We start from the raw sequence: 21,885 nt of genomic DNA, 5'->3' as shown, positions 1-21,885 counted from the left end.
AAACGCCCGGTTACATTCCGAACCCGGAAGCTAAGCCTTACAGCGCCGATGGTACTGCAGGGGGGACCCTGTGGGAGAGTAGGACGCCGCCGAACAATTTGTGAGAAAACCCCCGGCCGGGGATACCGGTCCGGGGGTTTTCTGCGTTCCGGGGCCCTTCCACTTCCCCTACAGCCGGCCCGCCGTCTTAAGAGCCAGATACGCGTCCGCCAACGCCGGCGCCAGTTCATCCGGGGTCTCGTCGACGACCGTAACCCCGTGGCGGCGGAGTTGTTCGGCTGTGCGGTGGCGTTCGCTCTGGGCCTGGGCCGCGGCTGCGGCTTCGTACACCGCGTCGGTGTTTCCGCGGGCCTTCGCCATGCGGGCGATGTACGGATCTGCCACCGAGGCCACGAGAATCGTGTGGCGCTGGGTGAGTTGGGAGAGGACCGGGAGCAGCCCCTCCTCGACGGGGGCCGTGTCGAGGCTGGTGAGGAGGACGATCAGGGAGCGGCGGGGGGCCGTGCGCAGGGCGGTGGCCGTCAGGCCTCGGGCGTCCAGTTCGACCAGTTCGGGTTCGAGTGTCGCCATCGCGTTGACCAGGGAGGGGAGCACGTCGCGGGCGGTGCGGCCCTGGACCATCGCGCGTACTCGACGGTCGTAGGCGAGGAGGTCCACGCGGTCGCCGGCGCGGGAGGCGAGGGCTGCCAGGAGCAGGGCCGCGTCCATGGAGGCGTCGAGGCGCGGGGCGTCCCCCACGCGGCCCGCGGCGGTGCGGCCGGTGTCGAGGACGACGAGGATGTGGCGGTCGCGTTCGGGGCGCCAGGTGCGTACGGCGACGGTGGACTGGCGGGCTGTGGCGCGCCAGTCGATGGAGCGGGTGTCGTCTCCGGGGACGTACTCGCGCAGGCTGTCGAATTCGGTGCCCTCGCCGCGGATGAGCACGCTGGTGCGGCCGTCGAGTTCGCGCAGTCGGGCGAGCTTGGACGGGAGGTGCTTACGGCTGGTGAAGGGGGGCAGGACGCGCACCGTCCAGGGGATTTTGTGGGTGCCCTGGCGGGCGAACAAGCCGAGGGGTCCGTACGAGCGGATGGTGACCCTGTCGGCTTGGCGGTCGCCTCGGCGGGTCGGGCGCAGGCGGGTGGTGAGGCGCCGGCGTTCGCCCGGGGGGACGGTGAGGCGGTGGCGTGAGGCCTCCGCTTCGGTTCCGGACTCCCAGCTGCTGGGGGGCCAGGCGTCGCGCAGTCGGGCTCTGAGGAGGCGGCGGGACGGGTTGGTGACCGTGAGGGTGACGTCGGCGGTCTCGCCCAGGCGCACGGACGTGTCGCCGGAGCGGGTCATGCCGAGGCGTCGTACGGGTGCCGCGAGGGCGAAGTCGCAGGCGCAGGCCACCGCCAGGGGGGCGTTGACGGCGAGGATGCCCGTCCAGCCGGGGTCCCAGATGCCGACGGGGAGGGAGCCGAGGGCCGCGAGGAGCGCGGCACGTCCGGTGAGGGCCATCAGCGGGGGACGGGGACGTGGGCGAGGATGGCGTTGATGACGGAGTCGGCCGTCACGCCCTCCATCTCGGCCTCCGGGCGGAGTTGTACGCGGTGGCGGAGGGTGGGGAGGGCGAGGGCTTTGACGTCGTCGGGGATGACGTAGTCGCGGCCGGTGAGCCATGCCCACGCGCGTGAGGTGGCCAGGAGGGCCGTCGCGCCGCGGGGGGAGACGCCGAGGGTGAGGGAGGGGGACTCGCGGGTGGCGCGGCAGATGTCGACGACGTAGGCGGTGATCTCGGGGGAGACCGTGGTCTTGGCGACGGCGGCGCGGGCGGCTTCCAGGTCGGCGGGACCGGCGACGGGGCGTACGCCGGCGGCGCGCAGGTCGCGCGGGTTGAAGCCTTCGGCGTGGCGGGTGAGGACGTCGATCTCGTCCTGGCGGGAGGGCAGAGGGATCGTCAGTTTGAGGAGGAAGCGGTCCAGTTGGGCCTCGGGCAGGGGGTAGGTGCCCTCGTACTCGACCGGGTTCTGCGTCGCGGCGACCAGGAAGGGGTCGGGCAGCGGACGCGGGGTGCCGTCGACCGTGACCTGGCGTTCCTCCATGGCCTCCAGGAGGGAGGACTGCGTCTTGGGCGGGGTGCGGTTGATCTCGTCCGCGAGGAGGAGGTTGGTGAAGACCGGGCCGGGCTGGAAGGAGAACTCGGCGGTGCGGGCGTCGTAGACGAGGGAGCCGGTCACGTCGCTCGGCATGAGGTCGGGGGTGAACTGGACGCGTTTGGTCGTCAGTTCGAGAGCGGATGCGAGAGCGCGGACGAGCAACGTTTTGGCGACCCCGGGGACTCCTTCCAGTAGTACGTGTCCGCGGCAGAGGAGGGCGACGACGAGGCCGGTCACGGCGGGGTCCTGGCCGACCACGGCTTTGGCGATCTCGGCGCGCAGGGCCTCCAGGGAGGCGCGGGCCTTGCCCGGGTCCCCGGTGATCCCGGCGTTGTCAGTGGTCGGGTCCATCATGGACGGCGTACCTCTCTTTCGAGGGCGTCGAGTTGGTCGGCGAGGGCGATGAGGGCCGCGTCGTCGCTGGGCGGCGGGCCGAAGAGGAGGGAGTGCAGGGTCTGTCCGTCGCCGCGGAGGTGGGCGGACAGGGCGGGGAGCAGGGTCTCGGGCGCGTGCGCCTGGGTGACGGGGACGCCTACGAGGGGGGCGAGTCGGGTGCGGGTGGTGGAGCGAAGAGCGGCGGCCGCGCGGTCGCGGGCGTTCGCCTTGCGGTAGAGGCGGGCGCGGCCTTCGACGGTTTCGGAGGCGCGGATCGCCACGGGGAGTTTCTCGGGCACGAGGGGGCCGAGTCGGCGTGCCCGCCAGAGGGCGGCGAGGCATGCCGCGATGAAGAGCTGCAGTGTGCCCCAGAGCCAGCCCGAGGGGAGCAGGTCGAGGAAGCCTTTTTCGCCGTCGTCGCCGGTGGCGGAGGTGTCGGAGAGCGAGGGGAGGTACCAGACCAGATGGGGGCGGGAGCCGAGGAGTTGGAGGGCGAGCGAGGCGTTGCCCTGCTTGTCGAGCCGGTTGTTGAAGAGGATGTCGGGCGCGCCGAGGACGACGGTGTCGCCGCTTGCGGAGGTCTGCGGGATGCGCAGGAGGGTCGCCAGGCGCTCGCTGGGGTAGCACTTGTCGGCGTCGAGGTGCGTGGTGGTGTAGCGGATGCCGCCCGTGTCGGCGCTTCCCGCGCGCTGGGCGGCGGGCAGCGTGCAGTCGGGGGCGAGCGTCGAGTCGAAGCTGGTGGCGGGGTCGGCGGTGACACCGGGGGCGAGTTTTTCGACGGACGAGCTGCCGGGGGCGATCAGGACGGTGCGTCCGCCGGACTCGGCGATCGTCGAGTGCAGTGTGGCCTGTTGACGGGGCGTCAAGAGGTCGGGGACGGCGACCAGGAGAGTGGTCCGGGGGCCGGCTGCGGCGCGGGCTTCGTCCAGAGTGGTGACCACGCGCGTGGAGACGCCGCGGTCGGCGAGGAGTTCGGCGACGGCGCGGCTGCCGTAGGGGTCGACGGAGCGCGGGTCGAGTTCGCCGTGCCGGGTGTCGGAGCGCACCACGGCGATGACGACGGCCGCGGCCAGCAGGACGACGACGGCGAGGGCGATGCCTCGCGCGCGGGTCCACACCTGACGGGCGGTGGGCGAGGCCGAGGTGGACGGGAGCGTGGCCTCCGTGGTCATCCGGCGGCTCCCTGGCGGCCGTTGCGGGCCGTACTCGGGATGCTGCCGGCGAGTTGGGGCTTGGTGCGTTCGAGGTCGCGGTCGAGTTCGGCGATGCGGTGGTACGACATCTCGCTCGCCCTTCGGCCGCCGTACGTGACGTCGTCGAAGTCCCGGGCGGCGGCGCGCAGTCGGTCCGTGTGGGAGGGCAGCGCGGTGCCCGCTTCGGCAGCGGCCTCGTCCGCGGTGCGGCCGGGGCGGACGTCGAGGAGTGCGCGTTCCTCGAGCGAGCGGACGATGGCGCGCATCCGTTCCTGGACTGCCTGGTTCCAGTGGCCCTGGGCGGCCTGCGCCTCGGCGGCCGCGCGGTGTTCGGCGGCGCTGCGGGGGCGGTCGTCGAACAGGGCGGCGGCGGAGGTGGGTTGGCGGCGCGGGCTGCCGAGGCGCCACCACAGCGCCCCGAGGACGGCGAGGACGGCCACAAGGACGACGATCAGGCCGAGTGTGCCTCCCGGGGTCGCGGCGGCGGCGGTGCCGAAGAGTTTGTCGACCCAGTCCCAGAAGGCGTTGAGGGCGCGCTGGAACAGACTGGGGTCGTTCTCGTGGTACATGCGCTTGGACAGCTCGCGGCGAGCCGCCTCGCGCGCGGGATCGCGCGGAATGGTCACCGGCGGTTCGTCGTCGGAGCGAGCGAGCGACAGCAGGGATGTGTCGCCCGCGCGCAGCAGGGTCCGTACGGCCGCTTCAGCGGCGCGCGGCAGTGCTGGTACCGATGTGAGAACGCCCCCCGTCAGGCTCACCGCATCAGCTCCCCGTGCCGGTGTCGGTGCCGTATCCCTGGACGCCGGCGGCGCGGGCCAGGTCGAGGTCGAGGGCCTCGCGGCGGATGCGCTGGTCGATGTAGAGCAGGACCGTGACGCCGGCCGTGATCGGGAACGTGATCATGGAGCCGATCACCGCGCCGATCCCGCTGATGATCAGGAACGTCCAGCCGGCGTCGGTGCCCCCGCTGTTGAAGAAGTTGACGATGCCGTCGCTGCCGAACGCGGCGGCGATGAAGGTGAACGGGATGACCACGATCGACGCGACGATGTTCGCGATGACCGTGGCGAGCAACTGGATGCCGAAGACCCGCCACCAGGAGCCACGGACCAGCTTCACGGAGCGGCTCATCGACTTGACGATGCTCTGCTTCTCCAGCATGAGCGCGGGCGAGGCGAGCGAGAAGCGGATCATCAGCCACAGGGCGACGATCCCGGCGGCGAGGCTGCCGAGGATGGCGAGCGCGGCTCCCGCGTCGCCCGAGCCGGCGACCGCGACGAGGATGCCGGGCAGTGCGCCGCCGAGGATGACGCCGGCCGCGATGAGCAGCAGCAGGAAGATCAGGCCGAACAGTTTGGGCACCTGCGGGCGGGCGTCGCGCCAGGCCTCGCCGGCGGTGACCGGCCGGCCGAGCACGGCGCGGCTGGTGACCGTCGTCAGCAGGGCGGTCGCGGTGATCGTGCCGATGAGGGAGACCAGGAACACGACGCTGGTGTTGAGCATCGTGTCGCCCATGGCGCGGGTGACCTCGGAGAGGCTGGCGCTGGGGTCGCTGAGGGTTTCAGCGGTCTCCCGGTCGTTCAGGGCGAGGCCCTGGAGCAGGACGACGACGATCTGCGTGACGACGGCGACGGTCAGCGAGATGCCGAGGACGGTGCGCCAGTAGGTGCGCATGGTGGAGACGGCGCCGTCGAGGATCTCGCCCACGCCGAGCGGGCGCAGCGGGATGACACCGGGCTTGGCCGCGGGCGGGGGACCGCCCCAGGCGCCGCCGCCCCAGCCGCCGTAGGGACCGCCGTAGCCGCCCCAGCCGCCGGGTGCACCGGGGCCGCCCGGGCCGCCGGGAGGGGGGCCGCCCCAGCCCGGGCCGGGCGGTGGAGGAGGCGGGGCCTGGCCCGGGCTCGCGGGGCCGGTGGGCGCGGACCACTGGCCGGCGGGCGGCTGGTCCTTGGACCACTTCACGCCTGGTTCCTGCGGGTCCGTGCCCGGCTGGTCGGCGGGTTGTGCGGCGCCGGGACGCGGAGTGCCGGACTCGCCGGTCTCCTGCCCGTCGGACGGGGCAGATCCGGGCGAGGCCCAGCCCGGAGTGTCGTTCATCGTCGCTCCTTCACGGTGCCCGTCCGCGGTCGCGGCGGCAGGTTGGCAGCCATCGTGTCATGGGGTGCTCGCGGAGGTACCGGCCGCGGTATGGGCTGCACACCTTCAATTGTCCGCCGGATAAGGGGCAGACTGATCGCATGGCTGATCAGCACGCGCAATCCGGCGAGGACAGCAGGCAGACCCAGCTCCCGGCGATCCGATGGGAGGAACCACCCGAGGGGCCCGTACTGGTCCTACTGGATCAGACGAGGCTGCCGGCCGAGGAGGTCGAACTGGTCTGCACGGACGCGCCCGCGCTGGTGGAGGCGATCCGTTCGCTCGCCGTGCGCGGGGCACCGCTGCTCGGGATCGCGGGGGCGTACGGCGTCGCGCTCGCCGCCGCCCGCGGCTTCGACGTGGACGACGCCGCGGCCGCGCTGGCGGGCGCCCGGCCCACCGCGGTGAACCTCTCCGTCGGCGTGCGCAGGGCGCAGACGGCCTACAAGGCCGAGTGCGCCAGGAGCGGCGAGGGGGAGCGGGCCGCCGCGGCGGCGCTGGCCGCGGCGCGGCAGCTGCACCAGGAGGACGCCGAGGCCAGCGCTCGGATGGCCGAGCGGGGGCTGGCGCTGCTCGACGAGCTGCTGCCTGGCGGCGGGCACCGGATCCTCACGCACTGCAACACCGGGGCGCTGGTGTCGGGCGGTGAGGGGACGGCGTTCGCGGTCGCGCTCGCGGCCCAGCGGGCGGGGCGGCTGCGGCGGCTGTGGGTGGACGAGACGCGTCCCCTGCTGCAGGGCGCTCGCCTCACGGCGTACGAGGCGGCTCGCAGTGGGATGGCGTACACCCTGCTCACGGACAACGCGGCGGGCTCGCTCTTCGCGGCCGGTGAGGTGGACGCGGTGCTGATCGGGGCGGACCGGATCGCGGCCGACGGGTCGGTGGCGAACAAGGTGGGGAGCTATCCGCTGGCCGTGCTCGCGCGGTACCACCATGTGCCGTTCATCGTGGTGGCGCCGGTGACGACGGTGGACCCGGACACCCCGGACGGGGCGTCCATCGAGGTCGAGCAGCGTCCCGGGCACGAGGTGACCGAGATCGTGGCGCCGCAGGTGCCGGTGGTGGGGGTGGAGGCCGGGGGCGGGGTTCCGGTGGCGCCCTTGGGGACGCAGGCGTACAACCCCGCGTTCGATGTGACGCCGCCGGAGCTGGTGACCGCGATCGTCACGGAGGAGGGCACCGTCTCGCCGGTGACGGCGGAGGCCCTCGCGCAGCTGTGCGCCAGGTCGCGGCCCGTGACGGCGTCCTGACACGGTTGCGGAGGGTGTGGGACGTTTCGCGCCGGTCGGCCGGGCCGACCGGATGGTCGGCGTGCGCCTACCCTGGGTAGCTGAGATCCGTTGTCGGCACCGACGTCGGCGGACAGGGGCAGACAGTGACGGCCGAGTACGACTATCGTCACGGGCCAGTGACCCTGCTCACCTGCACCTTCGCCGCCGTTATGAGAATGGGATGATGTCGTTTATGAAGGGACGAGTCCTTGTCGTCGACGACGACACCGCACTTGCCGAGATGCTCGGCATCGTGCTGCGTGGTGAAGGGTTTGAGCCGTCTTTCGTAGCTGACGGCGACAAGGCGCTGGCCGCCTTCCGGGAGGCCAAACCCGATCTGGTGCTGCTCGACCTGATGCTGCCCGGCCGGGACGGCATCGAGGTGTGCCGGCTGATCCGGGCCGAGTCGGGTGTGCCGATCGTGATGCTCACGGCCAAGAGCGACACCGTGGACGTCGTCGTCGGGCTGGAGTCCGGGGCCGACGACTACATCGTGAAGCCGTTCAAGCCGAAGGAGCTCGTCGCGCGGATCCGGGCGCGGCTGAGGCGGTCGGAGGAGCCTGCGCCCGAGCAGCTCGCCATCGGTGACCTGGTCATCGACGTGGCGGGCCACTCGGTGAAGCGGGACGGGCAGTCGATCGCGCTGACGCCGCTGGAGTTCGACCTGCTGGTGGCTCTCGCGCGCAAGCCCTGGCAGGTGTTCACGCGCGAGGTGCTGCTGGAGCAGGTGTGGGGTTACCGGCACGCGGCCGACACCCGCCTGGTCAACGTCCATGTGCAGCGCCTGCGTTCCAAGGTGGAGAAGGACCCGGAGCGTCCGGAGATCGTGGTGACCGTCCGTGGCGTCGGGTACAAGGCAGGGCCGAGCTGACATGTCCGGTGACAGCGCCGCCACGGCGTCCGGGCCGGCCGGGGCCCGCGCCGGGCGGCCTGTCGGACGCAAGCCGGCCGGCTCCCGCTGGCAGCGCCTGCTGGAGGGCGGCCTGCTGCAGGGCGGGGTCCAGGGCAGCCCGGTGCTGCGGCTCTTCATGCGCTGGGTGCGCCGACCGCTGTTGCCCGTCATGCGGCTGTGGCGGCGCAACATCCAGCTCAAGGTCGTCGCCACGACACTGCTGATGTCGCTGGGCGTCGTACTGCTGCTCGGCTTCGTCGTCATCGGCCAGGTGCGCAACGGACTGCTGGACGCCAAGGTGAAGGCCTCCCAGAGCCAGGCCACCGGCGGTTTCGCCGTGGCCAAGCAGAAGGCCGACGAGGCGGAGACCGGTACCGCCGACACCGCCCAGTCCCCGGACGGACGGCAGTCGCAGAACCTCACCTCGTGGATGAGCGACCTCGTCGAATCCCTCTCCAGCGGTGGTCAGGGCGCCTTCGACGTGGTGACGCTGCCCGCGGGGGACAACAACAGCGGCGGCGGACGCGGCCCGCGCGCCTCCGGCCAGCTCGACCCGACGGCCAGCGTCCCCGACGACCTGCGTGCGCGGATCAACGAGGTCCAGACGGCCGCGCAGAGCTACACGCGGATCATCTACAAGGACAGCGACAAGGAGTCCCAGCCCGCGCTGGTCATCGGCAAGCAGGTCAACGACCCCACCGGCAACCCGTACCAGCTCTACTACCTCTTCCCCCTCACGCAGGAGGAGAAGTCGCTGAGCCTGGTCAAGGGCACGCTGGCGACCGCCGGGCTCTTCGTCGTCGTACTCCTCGGAGCCATCGCCTGGCTGGTGGTGCGGCAGGTCGTCACACCCGTGCGGATGGCGGCCGGGATCGCCGAACGGCTGTCCGCGGGCAAGCTGCAGGAGCGGATGAAGGTCACCGGCGAGGACGACATCGCGCGGCTCGGCGAGGCCTTCAACAAGATGGCGCAGAACCTCCAACTGAAGATCCAGCAGCTGGAGGACCTGTCGCGGATGCAGCGACGGTTCGTCTCCGACGTCTCGCACGAACTGCGGACGCCGCTGACGACCGTACGAATGGCCGCGGACGTCATCCACGAGGCGCGGGAGGACTTCGATCCGGTCACCGCGCGGTCCGCCGAGCTGCTCGCCGACCAGCTCGACCGGTTCGAGTCGCTGCTCGCCGACCTGCTGGAGATCAGCCGGTTCGACGCGGGCGCGGCGGCGCTGGAGGCGGAGCCGATAGACCTCAGGGAGGTCGTACGGCGGGTCGTCAGCGGAGCCGAACCGCTCGCCGAGCGCAAAGGCACACACATACGCGTACGGGGCGACCAGCAGCCCGTCATCGCCGAGGCGGACGCACGCCGCGTGGAGCGCGTGCTGCGCAACCTCGTCGTCAACGCCGTGGAGCACGGCGAGGGCAAGGACGTCGTCGTCAAGCTCGCCGCGGCGGGCGGGGCCGTCGCCGTCGCCGTGCGCGACTACGGCGTCGGACTCAAGCCCGGCGAGGCCACGCGCGTGTTCAGCCGCTTCTGGCGGGCGGACCCGGCACGCGCGCGTACCACCGGCGGCACCGGGCTCGGGCTGTCGATCGCGCTGGAGGACGCGCGGCTGCACGGCGGCTGGCTGCAGGCCTGGGGCGAGCCGGGCGGCGGCTCGCAGTTCCGGCTGACGCTGCCCAGGACCGCGGACGAGCCGCTGCGCGGCTCGCCGATACCGCTCGAACCCAAGGACTCGCGCCGCAACCGCGGACTCAACGACGCCGGCCTGCCGCGCGGCGGCGACAAGACGGCCACCGTGCCCGTGCAGCCGGCCGGGGACCAGATACCTGCGATCGCCCCGAGGCTGAACGGCGCCACAGCCACGGCCGACCCGACCGCGCTGCCCGGCAGCGGCGCGCGTGTCGTGCCCCGGCCCGCCTCGGGCACGCGGCGACAGGACGAGACGCCCCCGGGGGAGGGGGCACGGAGCGAGACCCCGGGCCGTGCGGACACCGGACCGGAGGACTCGCCGAGGCATGGGGAGGCATCGCGTGGGCGCTGACCGTCAGGGGGGCGCCCGGCGCCGACCGGTGCGCGCGGCGGCGTACGGCGTCTGCGGCGTCGTACTGCTGGCCGGGTGCGCGTCGATGCCCGACAGCGGGGATCTGCGCGGCGTCGACTCCACGCCGCGACAGGACACGCAGGTCCGGGTCTTCGCCATGCCGCCGCAGAAGAACGCGCAGCCCCCCGAGATCGTCTCGGGCTTCCTGGAGGCGCTGACCAGCGACGACCCGAACTACTCGACGGCGCGGCAGTATCTGACCAGCGCCGCCTCCCAGGCGTGGAATCCGGGCCTGTCCACCACGATCCTCGACAACGGGCCCGGCACCGGCCAGGACCGTTCGGACGCCAAGGACAACCTCTCCTTCACCCTGACCGGCACCAGGGTCGCCAAGGTGGACGCGCAGCAGTCGTACGAGCCCGACAGCGGCCCCTACAACGCGCTGGTCCATCTCGCGCGGGACAAGACCGGGCAGTGGCGCATCGACCGGCTGCCGCAGGGCGTCGTCATGGGGAAGTCGGACTTCCAGCGCAACTACGTGTCCGTCAACAAGTACTACTTCGCCTCCGCCGCGACCTCGGGGGCACCCGCGGCCGTCGCCGACCCCGTGTTCGTGCGCCGCCGCGTCGATCCCATGACGCAGACGGTGCGCTCGCTGCTGAACGGTCCCACGAACTGGCTCAATCCCGAGGTGCGGACGAGTTTTCCCACCGGTACGGCGCTGGGCAAGGGCGTCACCTCGCTGGCGCCCGACGACCAGAACAACCTCACCGTGCCGCTCAACGCGAGCGCCGCTCGGGTCGGGACGGCCCAGTGCGAGCAGATGGCGACGCAGCTGCTGTTCACGCTGCAGAACCTCACCACGGCCATCGAACAGGTCGAGCTGCGGTCGGGAGACCGGAGGCTGTGCTCGCTCCGCGAGGACCGGACCGCCACGGTCGCCACGCTGGCCTCGACCGCGCACACCGGCTATCTGTACTTCATCGACGCCAAGAGCAGGCTGGTGCGGATCGCGGCGGGCAGCCCCAGCACCAGCGCCGAACCCGTGCCCGGGGCTCTGGGCGAGGGCGCCAAGGCGCTGACGTCGGTGGCCGTGTCGCGTGACGAGAGCATGGCGGCCGCGGTCGCCGCCGACGGCAGGGAGCTGTACGTCTCCTCGCTGGTGTCGGGCGGTTCTCTCGGAAGCCCCATGCTGACCAGCCAGGGCAAGGCCGAGCAGACCCGGTTCACGGCACCCAGCTGGGACTCGCAGGGCGACCTCTGGATCGCCGACCGCGACCCCGCCGGCCCCCGGCTGCTCCTGCTGCGGCAGGGCAAGGGGCACCCGCTCGAGGTGAGGACACCGGACCTGAACGGGCAGATCGAGGACGTACGGGTGGCTGCCGACGGTGTGCGGATCGCCCTCGTGGTGGCAAAGGGCAAGGAGAAGTCCCTGCTCATCGGGCGGATCGAACGGGGCGACGACAAGGGTGCGCCGACCGTTTCGGTGCTGGAGCTGCGGTCCGCGACACCGGAGTTGGAGGACGTCACGGCCATGTCCTGGGCCGGGGACAGCCGGCTCGTGGTGGTCGGGCGCGAGCAGGGCGGTGTCCAGACGATGCGGTACGTCCAGGTCGACGGCTCCACCCCCGACGGGCCGGCGCCCGCCGCGCTCACCGGGGTCAAGGAGATCACCGCGACCGAGTCCGAGGGGTTGCCGATGGCGGCGTACTCGGACGACGGGATCGTGCGGTTGGGGTCCGGAGGACAGTGGCAGAAGGTCGTCTCGGACGGCAAGGCGCCGGTCTATCCGGGCTAGTCCGACACGGCTTCGAGAGCGGCCGCTTCCGACCGGGGGGACCTGACGGGGCGGCCGCTTCGTGTTTGGTTCGGGCGGCGGAAGGGGCGGCCGACGAGCTGGTTCCCGGCGGCACGAGTTGTCCACAGGGAGTTGTCCACAGGGGTGGTCGGGTGGCTCGGGTATTGGCACAGTGGTGGCCATGCGGGGGTGGTGGCAGGACCTCACCGACCTGGTGCTGCCGACCGAGTGCGGCGGCTGCGGGAGGCCGCGCACGGTGCTCTGCCCGAAGTGCCGTGCGGCTCTGAGCGGGGCGGCACCGAGCCGGGTGCGCCCGGCGCCGGAACCGCCCGGTCTGCCGGCGGTGCACGCGGCGGCCCGGTACGCGGACGAGGTACGGGCCGTGCTGCTGGCCCACAAGGAACGGGGCGCCCTGTCCCTCGCGACACCGCTGGGCACGGCTTTGGCGGGGGCGGTGCGGGCGGGGGTACGGGAGGCGTGGGGAGGCGGGGTGGGGGGAGGGGGAGGGGCCCCCTCGGTGCGGGCTCCTCTGGCCGGCGCGCCGGCAGGTGAGTCCGCGAGGCACTTGGACCGCCCCCTGTTGCTCGTCCCCGTGCCCTCGGCGCGGCGGGCCGTACGGGCTCGGGGACATGATCCGGCCAGGCGGATCGCGCTCGCCGCAGCCGGTGAGCTGCGGCGGGGCGGGGTTCCGGCGCGCGTCGTCGCCGTGCTGCGGCAGCGGAGGGCGGTGGCGGATCAGGCAGGGCTCAACTCCCGGCAGCGGCTGGAGAATCTGGCGGGCGCGCTCGGCGTGGTGCCGGGCGGTGGGCGACTGCTTCGGGGCGGTCGGGTCGTGCTCGTCGACGATCTGATGACGACCGGGGCGTCATTGGCGGAGGCGGCGCGGGCGGTACGGGCGGCGGGGGAGCCGTGGACGGACGAGTACGTGACGGGGGCGGACGCGGGGACGGACGCCTATGTGACGGCGATGGACGAGGGGGCGGACGCCTGTGTGACCGGGACGGACGAGGAAGCGGACGGGTATGTCACGGGGGCGGAGCCAGGGGGTGGGGGGCCGGTCGCGTTGGCCGGCGGGTGGTCGGCAGGGGACGCGCGGGGGTATCGGCATTCGCCGGGGCCGGAATCATGCGGTGATGTGGCCCGGGCCGTGTATCCGGCGGCTGCTCGGGAAAGCAGAGGGGAACGGATCACCGGACCGGTGGAGGAAGAGGCCGACCTTATGTGCGACGGGCCGGGAAGGGCGGGTGCGAGCAGCGCCGGTGACCTGATCTGCGCGGCTGTGGTCGCGGCGTCGCCGGACTCTTTCGAAATAAACCGGAACTGACTGTGCACTTGCACCGTTGCAGGTAATGACAGGGTCAATTCACCTGAACGGAGGTACGCCGCGGTAGAGGGTGACGACATCCGTCCGGGCGAGATATGTTCGGTTGTGAGGAAAGGCGCAGGCCACGCCTCACGTACCCGAGTGCCGTGCTGCGGGTTTTCACCATCACCCGCGCTGGTGGAGTGGAGATCTTGCCCGTGGGGGAGGAGGTGGACGTCACCGAGTCCGTAGGTTCCGGAGATCACCGGAGCCTGGTGCAAAAGGGAGACGCTCCGCAGCGAGGCGGGGCGATCCGGGAACGGAGTTCTGCGTGGACATCGTCGTCAAGGGCCGCAAGACCGAGGTGCCCGAGCGGTTCCGCAAGCACGTGGCCGAGAAGCTGAAGCTGGAGAAGATCCAGAAGCTCGATGGCAAGGTGATCAGCCTCGACGTCGAGGTGTCCAAGGAGCCCAACCCCCGACAAGCCGACCGTTGTGACCGAGTGGAGATCACGCTCCGCTCCCGCGGTCCGGTGATCAGGGCGGAGGCGGCGGCCAGCGATCCGTACGCGGCGCTCGACCTGGCGGCGGAGAAGCTGGACGCCCGGCTGCGCAAGCAGCACGACAAGCGGTTCTCGCGCCGTGGCGCGCGTCGGATCTCGGCGGCCGAGGTCCCCGACCACGTCCCTGGCGCGGCGACGCTCAACGGGAACGGCCAGGCCGTCCACGAGGAAGACACCGACGGCGTACCCACCAGGAAGATCGGCTCGCTGGAAGTGAAGGGCGAAGGCCCCCTCGTCGTCCGCGAGAAGACCCACGTCGCCTCCCCGATGACGCTCGACCAGGCCCTCTACGAGATGGAGCTGGTCGGCCACGACTTCTATCTGTTCGTCGACTCCGAGACGAAGGAACCGAGTGTCGTCTACCGGCGGCACGCGTACGACTACGGCGTCATCCACCTCAGCACGGACCCGATGGTCGCCCAGGCGCAGGCTCCCGCGCCCGGTGGCACGTTGGGTGGCTGACCCTCGCGGCCGACAGTTGTGCCGGTGCCCCTGGAGCGCCTGTGCGCCCCCAGGGGCACCGGTGTGCGACCACTTCGCGTCCCGCTCTGTCACCGCGTTGTAGCCCGGGCATGGAATCATGGCCTCAGCGGCTCAACCGGTGGGCCGTTGCCTTGGGTTGGCGGATGGCACAGCACCACAGGCCAGAGCCTTCAGGGGGAGGAACGATGGCGGACAGCTTCGGACCGATGCGGGACGAGGATGCTGACGGTGGCGTCGTCGGCATGGGCCCGGACGCGGGCTCTCCACGCAAGGAGCCGATCAGAGTCCTGGTCGTGGACGACCACGCTCTCTTCCGCCGTGGTCTGGAGATCGTGCTCGCGGCCGAGGAGGACATCCAGGTCGTGGGCGAGGCCGGGGACGGCGCGGAGGCCGTCGACAAGGCCGCCGACCTGCTGCCCGACATCGTCCTGATGGATGTGCGGATGCCCAAGCGGGGCGGGATCGAGGCGTGCACCTCCATCAAGGAGGTCGCTCCCAGCGCCAAGATCATCATGCTGACGATCAGCGACGAGGAGGCCGACCTCTACGACGCGATCAAGGCGGGCGCGACCGGTTATCTTCTGAAGGAGATCTCGACGGACGAGGTGGCCACGGCCATTCGCGCGGTCGCCGACGGGCAGTCGCAGATCAGTCCCTCCATGGCGTCGAAGCTCCTCACCGAGTTCAAGTCGATGATCCAGCGCACCGACGAGCGTCGGCTGGTGCCCGCGCCGCGGCTGACGGACCGTGAGCTGGAGGTCCTCAAGCTCGTCGCCACGGGCATGAACAACCGGGACATCGCCAAGGAGCTGTTCATCTCCGAGAACACCGTGAAGAACCACGTGCGCAACATCCTGGAGAAGCTGCAGCTGCACTCCAGGATGGAGGCGGTGGTGTACGCGATGCGGGAGAAGATCCTCGAGATCCGCTGACGGGAGCCCGTTGGGCCGGGTTCAGCGCAGGGCGGCGATGAGCGCCCGCGTCACCTCCTTGGTGAGCGGCTCGTGCAGCTCCGGGGTGTCCACCCGCTCCACGCGTACGCTCGTGCAGCCCACCCAACTGGCCGCCTCCACCAGTGCTTCCGCGACGGCCGGGACCACCTTGGCTCCGTCCAGGGTGACTTGCCGTGCGATCAGCGTGGCGCCTTCGCGGGCGGGGTCGACGCGACCGACGAGCCGGCCGCCTGCCAGGACGGGCATCGCGAAGTAGCCGTACACGCGCTTCGGTTTGGGGACGTAGGCCTCCAGGCGGTGTGTGAAGCCGAAGATCCGCTCCGTGCGCGCCCGCTCCCAGACGAGGGAGTCGAAGGGCGACAGCAGCGTGGTGCGGTGGCGGCCGCGCGGAGGTGTCTCCAAGGCCGCCGGGTCGGCCCAGGCCGGTTTGCCCCACCCCTGGACCGTGACCGGGACCAGGCCCGAGTCGGCGATGACCGCGTCGACCTGCTCGCCCTTGAGACGGTGGTAGTCGGCGATGTCCGCGCGCGTGCCGACGCCCAGGGACTGGCCGGCCAGGCGGACCAGGCGGCGCAGGCACTCCGTGTCGTCCAGCTCGTCGTGCAGCAGCGGCTCCGGGATCGCCCGCTCGGCCAGGTCGTACACCCGCTTCCAGCCGCGGCGCTGCACGCACACCACCTCGCCGTACATCAGGGCCCGCTCGACGGCGACCTTCGCGCCGGACCAGTCCCACCATTCGCTGGTGCGCTTGGCGCCGCCCAACTCGGTGGCGGTGAGGGGACCTTCGGCGCGGAGCTGTTTGACGACCTGGCCGTAGGCGCCGTCGGGCAGTTCGTGGTTCCAGTGCGGGCGGGCGCGGTAGGCGCGGCGGCGGAAGGCGAAGTGGGGCCACTCCTCCACGGGGAGGATGCACGCGGCGTGCGACCAGTACTCGAAGGCGTGGGGTTCGCCGGTCGCCGCGGTGTTCCAGTAGGCGTCCTCGACCGTCCTGCGGCCCACCGCCCCCAGGCGGGCGTACGGGATGAGTTCGTGGGAGCGGGCCAGGACCGAGATGGTGTCCAGCTGGACCGCGCCGAGGTGGCGGAGGATGCCGCGGACGCCTGCCTTGCGGTCGGGTGCGCCGAGCAGGCCCTGGGCGCGCAGGGCGATGCGGCGGGCCTCGTCTGCCGAGAGGTCGGTGGTGGGGCGCGGGGTCGTCATGGTTCGCACGATAGGGGGCAGGACTGACAGCGAAGGCTGACCTGGGGATTCGTCGACGGAGGCCCCGGGTTGGGCTCGGCGTGGGCTACTCGGGTTGTACCCGCGCCGGCAGGTACGGGGCCGTCGACGGCAGCCCCAGGTCCGAGGGCAGCAGGGCGCCCACCCAGGCGTCACGGCGTACGCCTCCGTGGATGATCGCGGAGCGCAGGGTGCCCTCGATGACGAAACCGGCGCGCTCCGCCACCGCGCGGGAGGGTCTGTTGCCGACCTCCGCGCGCCATTCCACGCGGTCGACCGACAGCTGGGTGAACGCCCAGCGGGAGACCTCGACGGTGCCCTCGGTGACGTAGCCGTTGCCCCGGTGCTCCTTGGCTGCCCAGAACCCGATCTCGGCGGTGCTCAGGGAACGCATGGTCAGGCCGAGCATGCCCACCAGTTCCTCCCCTTCGGGGAGGAAGAGGCCGAAGGTGAGCATCGAGCCGTTGGCCCAGCCCTCGGGGACGATCTCCTGTGTGAAGCTGCGCGCGTGCTCGGGCAGGTAGGGGGAGGGGATGGTGGTCCAGCGCTGGATGTCGGGGTCCTGGGCGGCGGCGTGCACCGCTTCGGTGTCCTGCGGGCCGACCGTGCGCAGCAGCAGACGGGCGGTGGTGAGCGTCACGGGTTCCATCGGTTGATTCTCCTCGGGGCCCGGTGCGGGACGCCATCTTTTAGCCGAGCGTGAGCGAGTGATCACAATTCGCGCAATTCGTCGGCGGGATCCGGCACCATCCGCGGGGCCCGTCCGTTGTCCCCTGTGAACCCGTCCGTTGCCCGCTTTGAAGAAGATTTGAGGCGGTGCGCCGAGTGCTGAACGGTCGTCGTCACAGCAGGCCTCCCGACCGGGGCTGGTCCTCGCATACGATGGCCGTTGCTCAGTAAGCCAAATGGAAACCGACCGTCCCAGGCCCGACCGGCAAGGAGACCAACCCCCGTGTCCGTCCTCTCGAAGATCATGCGTGCAGGCGAAGGCAAGATCCTGCGCAAGCTGCACCGCATCGCGGACCAGGTCAACTCCATCGAAGAGGACTTCGTCGACCTCTCCGACGCCGAGCTGCGGGCCCTCACCGATGAGTACAAGCAGCGCTACGCCGACGGCGAGAGCTTGGACGACCTGCTGCCCGAGGCGTTCGCCACCGTGCGCGAGGCCGCCAAGCGCGTCCTCGGCCAGCGGCACTACGACGTGCAGCTGATGGGTGGTGCCGCCCTGCACCTCGGCTATGTGGCCGAGATGAAGACCGGTGAGGGCAAGACCCTGGTCGGCACCCTGCCCGCGTATCTGAACGCGCTCTCCGGTGACGGCGTCCACCTCATCACGGTCAACGACTACCTGGCCGAGCGCGACTCCGAGATGATGGGCCGCGTCCACAAGTTCCTGGGCCTGAGCGTCGGCTGCATCCTCTCCAACATGACGCCGGCGCAGCGCCGCGAGCAGTACGAGTGCGACATCACGTACGGCACGAACAACGAGTTCGGCTTCGACTACCTGCGCGACAACATGGCGTGGGCGAAGGATGAACTCGTCCAGCGCGGGCACAACTTCGCCATCGTCGACGAGGTCGACTCCATTCTCGTCGACGAGGCGCGTACGCCGCTGATCATCTCCGGTCCCGCCGACCAGGCCACCAAGTGGTACGGCGACTTCGCCAAGCTGGTGCTGCGCCTCAAGCGCGGCGAGGCCGGCAACCCGCTCAAGGGCGTCGAGGAGACCGGCGACTACGACGTCGACGAGAAGAAGCGCACGGTCGCCATCCACGAGTCCGGTGTCACCAAGGTCGAGGACTGGCTGGGCATCGACAACCTCTACGAGTCGGTGAACACGCCTCTGGTGGGCTACCTGAACAACGCCATCAAGGCCAAGGAGCTCTTCAAGAAGGACAAGGACTACGTCGTCATCGACGGCGAGGTCATGATCGTCGACGAGCACACCGGCCGTATCCTCGCCGGCCGCCGCTACAACGAGGGCATGCACCAGGCGATCGAGGCGAAGGAAGGGGTGGACATCAAGGACGAGAACCAGACGCTCGCCACGATCACCCTGCAGAACTTCTTCCGCCTCTACAAGAAGCTCTCCGGCATGACCGGTACGGCGATGACCGAGGCCGCCGAGTTCCACCAGATCTACAAGCTCGGCGTGGTCCCGATCCCGACCAACAAGCCGATGATCCGCGTGGACCAGTCGGACCTCATCTACCGCACCGAGGTCGCGAAGTTCGAGGCGGTCGTCGACGACATCGCCGAGAAGCACGAGAAGGGTCAGCCGATCCTCGTCGGTACGACGTCGGTCGAGAAGTCCGAGTACCTCTCGCAGCAGCTGTCCAAGCGCGGCATCCAGCACGAGGTGCTGAACGCCAAGCAGCACGACCGGGAGGCGACGATCGTCGCCCAGGCCGGCCGCAAGGGTGCCGTCACGGTGGCCACCAACATGGCCGGCCGTGGTACGGACATCAAGCTCGGCGGCAACCCCGAGGACCTCGCCGAGGCGGAGCTGCGCCAGCGCGGCCTCGACCCCGAGGAGCACATCGAGGAGTGGGCCCAGTTCCTGCCCGCGGCCCTGGAGCGGGCCGAGCAGGCGGTCAAGGCCGAGAAGGAAGAGGTCGAGGAGCTCGGCGGGCTGTACGTGCTGGGCACCGAGCGGCACGAGTCGCGCCGTATCGACAACCAGCTGCGCGGTCGTAGCGGTCGTCAGGGCGACCCCGGCGAGTCCCGCTTCTACCTGTCTCTCGGTGACGACCTGATGCGGCTGTTCAAGGCCCAGATGGTCGAGCGCGTGATGTCGATGGCGAACGTCCCGGACGACGTGCCGATCGAGAACAAGATGGTCACGCGCGCGATCGCGTCCGCCCAGTCGCAGGTCGAGCAGCAGAACTTCGAGACCCGTAAGAACGTCCTGAAGTACGACGAGGTCCTCAACCGCCAGCGTGAGGTCATCTACGGCGAGCGGCGCCGCGTCCTGGAGGGCGAGGACCTGCAGGAGCAGGTCGGCCACTTCATGGACGACACGATCGACGCGTACGTGGCCGCGGAGACCGCCGAGGGCTTCCCGGAGGACTGGGACCTCGACCGGCTGTGGGGCGCCTTCAAGCAGCTCTACCCGGTGCGGATCACGGTGGAGGAGCTGGAGGAGGCCGCCGGCGACCGGGCCGGTCTGACCGCCGAGTTCATCTCCGAGTCCATCAAGGACGACATCCGCGAGCAGTACGAGGCGCGGGAGGCGCAGCTCGGCTCCGAGATCATGCGTGAGCTGGAGCGCCGGGTCGTGCTGTCGGTCCTGGACCGCAAGTGGCGCGAGCACCTCTACGAGATGGACTACCTCCAGGAGGGCATCGGCCTGCGCGCGATGGCGCAGAAGGACCCGCTGGTCGAGTACCAGCGCGAGGGCTTCGACATGTTCACCGCGATGATGGAGGGCATCAAGGAGGAGTCCGTCGGCTACCTGTTCAACCTGGAGGTCCAGGTCGAGCAGCAGGTCGAGGAGGTCCTGGTCGAGGACGCCGCTCCGGTCGACATGGAGAAGCAGGACGCGGTGCCGGCCCAGGCGGGTGGGCGTCCGGAGATCCGCGCGAAGGGGCTGGACGCGCCGCAGCGACGGAACCTGCACTTCTCCGCGCCGACCGTGGACGGCGAGGGCGGCACCATCGAGGGCGACTTCGTCGGCGACGAGGAGCCGGTGCGCTCCGAGGCCGACGGCCTCACGCGCGCGGAGCGCCGCAAGCAGGCGCGGGGCGGGCGTCGCCGCAAGAAGTGACGGCGGCGACGGCGCCCGAGGCGTCGTAGCGGCTTGAGGGCCGGGTCATCCGCGGGATGACCCGGCCCTGTTGCGTACGGTCGCCTAGTCGTCGTCGAGGGCGGTACGGGCGGGGCGGGGTCCTCCCAGTTCCACCGCCGTGCAGCGCCAGCGCAGATCGGGGCCCTGCTCCAGGCGGAAGGCCATGGCGCGCAGTTGCTCCCCGGCGCCGATCCGGGCGAACGCCTCGATGGCGCCGGGGCGGGGGACGCAGTAGCCGATGTCGCGGACGACGGGGCGGGTGCCGCGGGTGCGCAGGGGCCCGCGTTCGGCGAGCCGGGCCAGTTCGTCGTAGGCACGGCCCGCGGTGTGCCGGAGCATCCAGTGGACGGGCCGCTGCCCGCTCAGGACGGCGAGCAGACGGTCGGCGAAGACGTCGGTGGGGCGGGGCTGCGGGACGGGGCGCCGAACCGGCGGGGCGGGCACCGAGGGTGTGGCCGGAGCCGGAGCCGGAGCCGCGGCCTGAGCCGGGGCTGATGCTGATGTCGGGACCGGTGTCGGGGCTGGTGCCGACGCGGGGCGGGTGTCCGTGGGCCTCGTGTTGGCGGAGAGCCCGGAGGTACGGGAGCCGGGCGGGCGGGCGCCGCCCGGGGCGGTCCCGGCCGGGGCTCCGCCCGGGGTGCGCGGCGGGGCGCCGCCCGGGCGACGCGTGTCGTGGCGGCCCGGCGGGCGGGTCCCCGGCCGGGTGTGCGCTGCCCTGGTCATGACCTTGTGCATGGGTGTCCCCGTTTCCATGAGCGTGTCCATGAGCCCGGCCGAGCGGTGGTACCGGGCGGTAACTTCCTGTCGCGGATCTTGTACGGAACGTGAGGGCGGCAGCAAGGAAGCGGCAGGTCGGGTCGGGGCGGTCGGAAGGTTCACCTATCAGGGTGATGGAGGGGGTTGTAGGCCCGCGTTCGCGTGGGGGTCGTGGGTGAATCACGGGCCCGGGGTTGACGGCCTCGGCGTGCTTGGCGGGGACTCGAAAGGGGACGCCCGCACGTATCCTGAAGGCCCTGTCCAGCGGAGCCACGATCACGAAAGCGGCCAGACATGCGCGTCTACGTCCCCCTGACCCTCCCCGGTCTCGCCGAGGCGTACAAGACGGGAGAGCTGGGGGCCGGGCCGCTCGTCGCCTACGCCGTCACCCCCGCGCTGCGCGAGTGGTACCTCTCGGACGACATCGAGGAACTGGAGTACGCGGCGCTGAACCGCGCCGCCCTCGCCTCGCTGCGTCTGCTGGCCGCCGACGCCGGGGCTCCCCGGCGCCGGGTCGTGGTCGCCGTCGACGTGCCCGACGGCGCGGCCTGGGCCGACCCGGACCGCGGACTCGACCCGGCCGCGCTCGGCGAGGTCCGCGTCAGCCAGGCCGTGCCGCTGGCCAAGGCGGCCGCCGTGCACGTCGACCTCGACGACGCGGAGACGGACGTGGCCGCGGCGGCCGAGGCGCTCGAGGCGGCGGATCGCGGTGACGACGACGCCCAGTTCGTGGTGGACGGGGCCGAGGACCACGAACTGCTCTGGTACGCCACGCAGGAGATCCCGAACCTGGTCGGCCTCGCGGACTGAGCCCTCCGCCCACCCTCGACGGTCAGCAACCTCGCTCGAGCGTCGACAGCGCACCTCGATCGGCCGCCGTCCCGCGCGTCCCGATCGGTCGCCGTCGGCACACCTCGACCTGCCGTCCCGATCGGTCGCCGTCGGCACACCTCGATCGACCCGCCGTCCCGCGCGTCCCGATCGGTCGCCGTCGGCG

Annotated in this window: 16 protein-coding genes, 1 rRNA gene and 1 pseudogene; 10 read left to right on the top strand and 8 right to left on the bottom strand. The window is 71.4% G+C overall.

Going from position 1 to position 21,885, the window contains the following annotated elements; translation table 11 throughout:
- A 5S ribosomal RNA gene (gene rrf, locus ABZ453_RS10935) occupies window positions 1-95 on the top strand; the annotation flags it as partial.
- A gap of 73 nt (window positions 96-168) precedes the next feature.
- Here the strand turns inward: rrf and ABZ453_RS10930 are convergent.
- The 5 genes from ABZ453_RS10930 to ABZ453_RS10910 are packed head-to-tail and all read right to left on the bottom strand — an operon-like array spanning window position 169 to window position 5,782.
- Window positions 169-1,479 carry a DUF58 domain-containing protein gene (locus tag ABZ453_RS10930; protein ID WP_359013751.1) on the bottom strand — a complete coding sequence of 437 codons (1,311 nt, stop codon included), beginning with the start codon at window positions 1,477-1,479 and terminating at the stop codon, window positions 169-171.
- Window positions 1,479-2,468, bottom strand: coding sequence for a MoxR family ATPase (locus ABZ453_RS10925; protein ID WP_240860483.1), 990 nt, complete (start codon window positions 2,466-2,468; stop codon window positions 1,479-1,481). Before ABZ453_RS10925 ends, ABZ453_RS10930 begins: the two co-directional genes overlap by 1 nt.
- Entirely contained in the window at window positions 2,468-3,664 is a 1,197-nt protein-coding gene (locus ABZ453_RS10920; RefSeq protein ID WP_359013749.1) for a DUF4350 domain-containing protein, read from the bottom strand. The genes ABZ453_RS10925 and ABZ453_RS10920 overlap by 1 nt, the downstream gene beginning before the upstream one ends.
- Window positions 3,661-4,443, bottom strand: a complete 783-nt coding sequence (locus ABZ453_RS10915) for a DUF4129 domain-containing protein (RefSeq protein WP_359013747.1) — start codon at window positions 4,441-4,443, stop codon at window positions 3,661-3,663. Before ABZ453_RS10915 ends, ABZ453_RS10920 begins: the two co-directional genes overlap by 4 nt.
- A gap of 4 nt (window positions 4,444-4,447) precedes the next feature.
- Window positions 4,448-5,782, bottom strand: a complete 1,335-nt coding sequence (locus ABZ453_RS10910; RefSeq protein WP_359013746.1) for a hypothetical protein — start codon at window positions 5,780-5,782, stop codon at window positions 4,448-4,450.
- Window positions 5,783-5,922: 140 nt separating this feature from the next.
- Between ABZ453_RS10910 and mtnA the strand changes: the two genes are divergently transcribed.
- The 7 genes and pseudogenes from mtnA (at window position 5,923) to ABZ453_RS10875 (ending at window position 15,106) form a co-directional block, all read left to right on the top strand.
- The gene (mtnA, locus tag ABZ453_RS10905) at window positions 5,923-7,071 is read left to right on the top strand and encodes an S-methyl-5-thioribose-1-phosphate isomerase (protein ID WP_359013743.1); all 1,149 of its coding nucleotides are present in this window, start codon (window positions 5,923-5,925) and stop codon (window positions 7,069-7,071) included.
- Window positions 7,072-7,273: 202 nt separating this feature from the next.
- Complete coding sequence (gene mtrA / locus ABZ453_RS10900; protein ID WP_187283109.1) at window positions 7,274-7,963, top strand: two-component system response regulator MtrA; 690 nt, start codon at window positions 7,274-7,276, stop codon at window positions 7,961-7,963.
- Window position 7,964: 1 nt separating this feature from the next.
- The gene (gene mtrB, locus ABZ453_RS10895; RefSeq protein WP_359013741.1) at window positions 7,965-10,028 is read left to right on the top strand and encodes an MtrAB system histidine kinase MtrB; all 2,064 of its coding nucleotides are present in this window, start codon (window positions 7,965-7,967) and stop codon (window positions 10,026-10,028) included.
- A complete protein-coding gene (locus ABZ453_RS10890) occupies window positions 10,018-11,826 on the top strand; it encodes an LpqB family beta-propeller domain-containing protein (RefSeq protein WP_359013739.1) in 1,809 nt (602 codons plus the stop codon). The genes mtrB and ABZ453_RS10890 overlap by 11 nt, the downstream gene beginning before the upstream one ends.
- Before the next feature lie 181 nt (window positions 11,827-12,007).
- Window positions 12,008-12,727, top strand: a pseudogene (locus ABZ453_RS10885) (ComF family protein); the annotation flags it as partial.
- Between the two features lie 733 nt (window positions 12,728-13,460).
- Complete coding sequence (gene raiA, locus ABZ453_RS10880; protein ID WP_359013737.1) at window positions 13,461-14,153, top strand: ribosome-associated translation inhibitor RaiA; 693 nt, start codon at window positions 13,461-13,463, stop codon at window positions 14,151-14,153.
- A gap of 206 nt (window positions 14,154-14,359) precedes the next feature.
- Window positions 14,360-15,106, top strand: a complete 747-nt coding sequence (locus ABZ453_RS10875) for a response regulator transcription factor (protein ID WP_030943352.1) — start codon at window positions 14,360-14,362, stop codon at window positions 15,104-15,106.
- Between the two features lie 21 nt (window positions 15,107-15,127).
- Here ABZ453_RS10875 and ABZ453_RS10870 read toward each other — a convergent pair whose 3' ends face one another.
- Together ABZ453_RS10870 and ABZ453_RS10865 are read right to left on the bottom strand one after the other, a co-directional pair.
- Window positions 15,128-16,327 carry a crosslink repair DNA glycosylase YcaQ family protein gene (locus ABZ453_RS10870; protein ID WP_359013735.1) on the bottom strand — a complete coding sequence of 400 codons (1,200 nt, stop codon included), beginning with the start codon at window positions 16,325-16,327 and terminating at the stop codon, window positions 15,128-15,130.
- Window positions 16,328-16,412: 85 nt separating this feature from the next.
- Window positions 16,413-16,994 (bottom strand): GNAT family N-acetyltransferase, encoded by a 582-nt coding sequence (locus tag ABZ453_RS10865; protein WP_359013733.1) that lies wholly within the window; start codon window positions 16,992-16,994, stop codon window positions 16,413-16,415.
- 303 nt (window positions 16,995-17,297) lie between these two features.
- Between ABZ453_RS10865 and secA the strand changes: the two genes are divergently transcribed.
- The gene (gene secA / locus ABZ453_RS10860) at window positions 17,298-20,111 is read left to right on the top strand and encodes a preprotein translocase subunit SecA (RefSeq protein ID WP_356766337.1); all 2,814 of its coding nucleotides are present in this window, start codon (window positions 17,298-17,300) and stop codon (window positions 20,109-20,111) included.
- 84 nt (window positions 20,112-20,195) lie between these two features.
- Here the strand turns inward: secA and ABZ453_RS10855 are convergent, their stop codons facing one another.
- On the bottom strand, window positions 20,196-20,867 hold the full coding sequence (locus tag ABZ453_RS10855) for an Rv3235 family protein (RefSeq protein WP_359013763.1): 672 nt from the start codon (window positions 20,865-20,867) through the stop codon (window positions 20,196-20,198).
- 315 nt (window positions 20,868-21,182) lie between these two features.
- Between ABZ453_RS10855 and ABZ453_RS10850 the strand changes: the two genes are divergently transcribed.
- Window positions 21,183-21,698, top strand: coding sequence for a hypothetical protein (locus ABZ453_RS10850; protein WP_359013731.1), 516 nt, complete (start codon window positions 21,183-21,185; stop codon window positions 21,696-21,698).
- Window positions 21,699-21,885: the final 187 nt, after the last annotated feature.

Origin of the sequence: Streptomyces sp. NPDC005799, from assembly GCF_040630525.1 — a bacterium.
Lineage (GTDB): Bacteria > Actinomycetota > Actinomycetes > Streptomycetales > Streptomycetaceae > Streptomyces > Streptomyces griseorubiginosus_B.
This window is presented reverse-complemented; position numbering and strand designations above follow the sequence as displayed.

Bases quoted from the DNA above. Each gene is read 5' to 3' on its own strand.
- ABZ453_RS10930 (WP_359013751.1), bottom strand. From the start codon at position 1,479: ATGGCCCTCACCGGACGTGCCGCGCTCCTCGCGGCCCTCGGCTCCCTC.
- ABZ453_RS10925 (WP_240860483.1), bottom strand. From the start codon at position 2,468: ATGGACCCGACCACTGACAACGCCGGGATCACCGGGGACCCGGGCAAG.
- ABZ453_RS10920 (WP_359013749.1), bottom strand. From the start codon at position 3,664: ATGACCACGGAGGCCACGCTCCCGTCCACCTCGGCCTCGCCCACCGCC.
- ABZ453_RS10910 (WP_359013746.1), bottom strand. From the start codon at position 5,782: ATGAACGACACTCCGGGCTGGGCCTCGCCCGGATCTGCCCCGTCCGAC.
- mtnA (WP_359013743.1), top strand. From the start codon at position 5,923: ATGGCTGATCAGCACGCGCAATCCGGCGAGGACAGCAGGCAGACCCAG.
- mtrA (WP_187283109.1), top strand. From the start codon at position 7,274: ATGATGTCGTTTATGAAGGGACGAGTCCTTGTCGTCGACGACGACACC.
- mtrB (WP_359013741.1), top strand. From the start codon at position 7,965: ATGTCCGGTGACAGCGCCGCCACGGCGTCCGGGCCGGCCGGGGCCCGC.
- ABZ453_RS10875 (WP_030943352.1), top strand. From the start codon at position 14,360: ATGGCGGACAGCTTCGGACCGATGCGGGACGAGGATGCTGACGGTGGC.
- ABZ453_RS10870 (WP_359013735.1), bottom strand. From the start codon at position 16,327: ATGACGACCCCGCGCCCCACCACCGACCTCTCGGCAGACGAGGCCCGC.
- ABZ453_RS10865 (WP_359013733.1), bottom strand. From the start codon at position 16,994: ATGGAACCCGTGACGCTCACCACCGCCCGTCTGCTGCTGCGCACGGTC.
- ABZ453_RS10855 (WP_359013763.1), bottom strand. From the start codon at position 20,867: ATGCACAAGGTCATGACCAGGGCAGCGCACACCCGGCCGGGGACCCGC.
- ABZ453_RS10850 (WP_359013731.1), top strand. From the start codon at position 21,183: ATGCGCGTCTACGTCCCCCTGACCCTCCCCGGTCTCGCCGAGGCGTAC.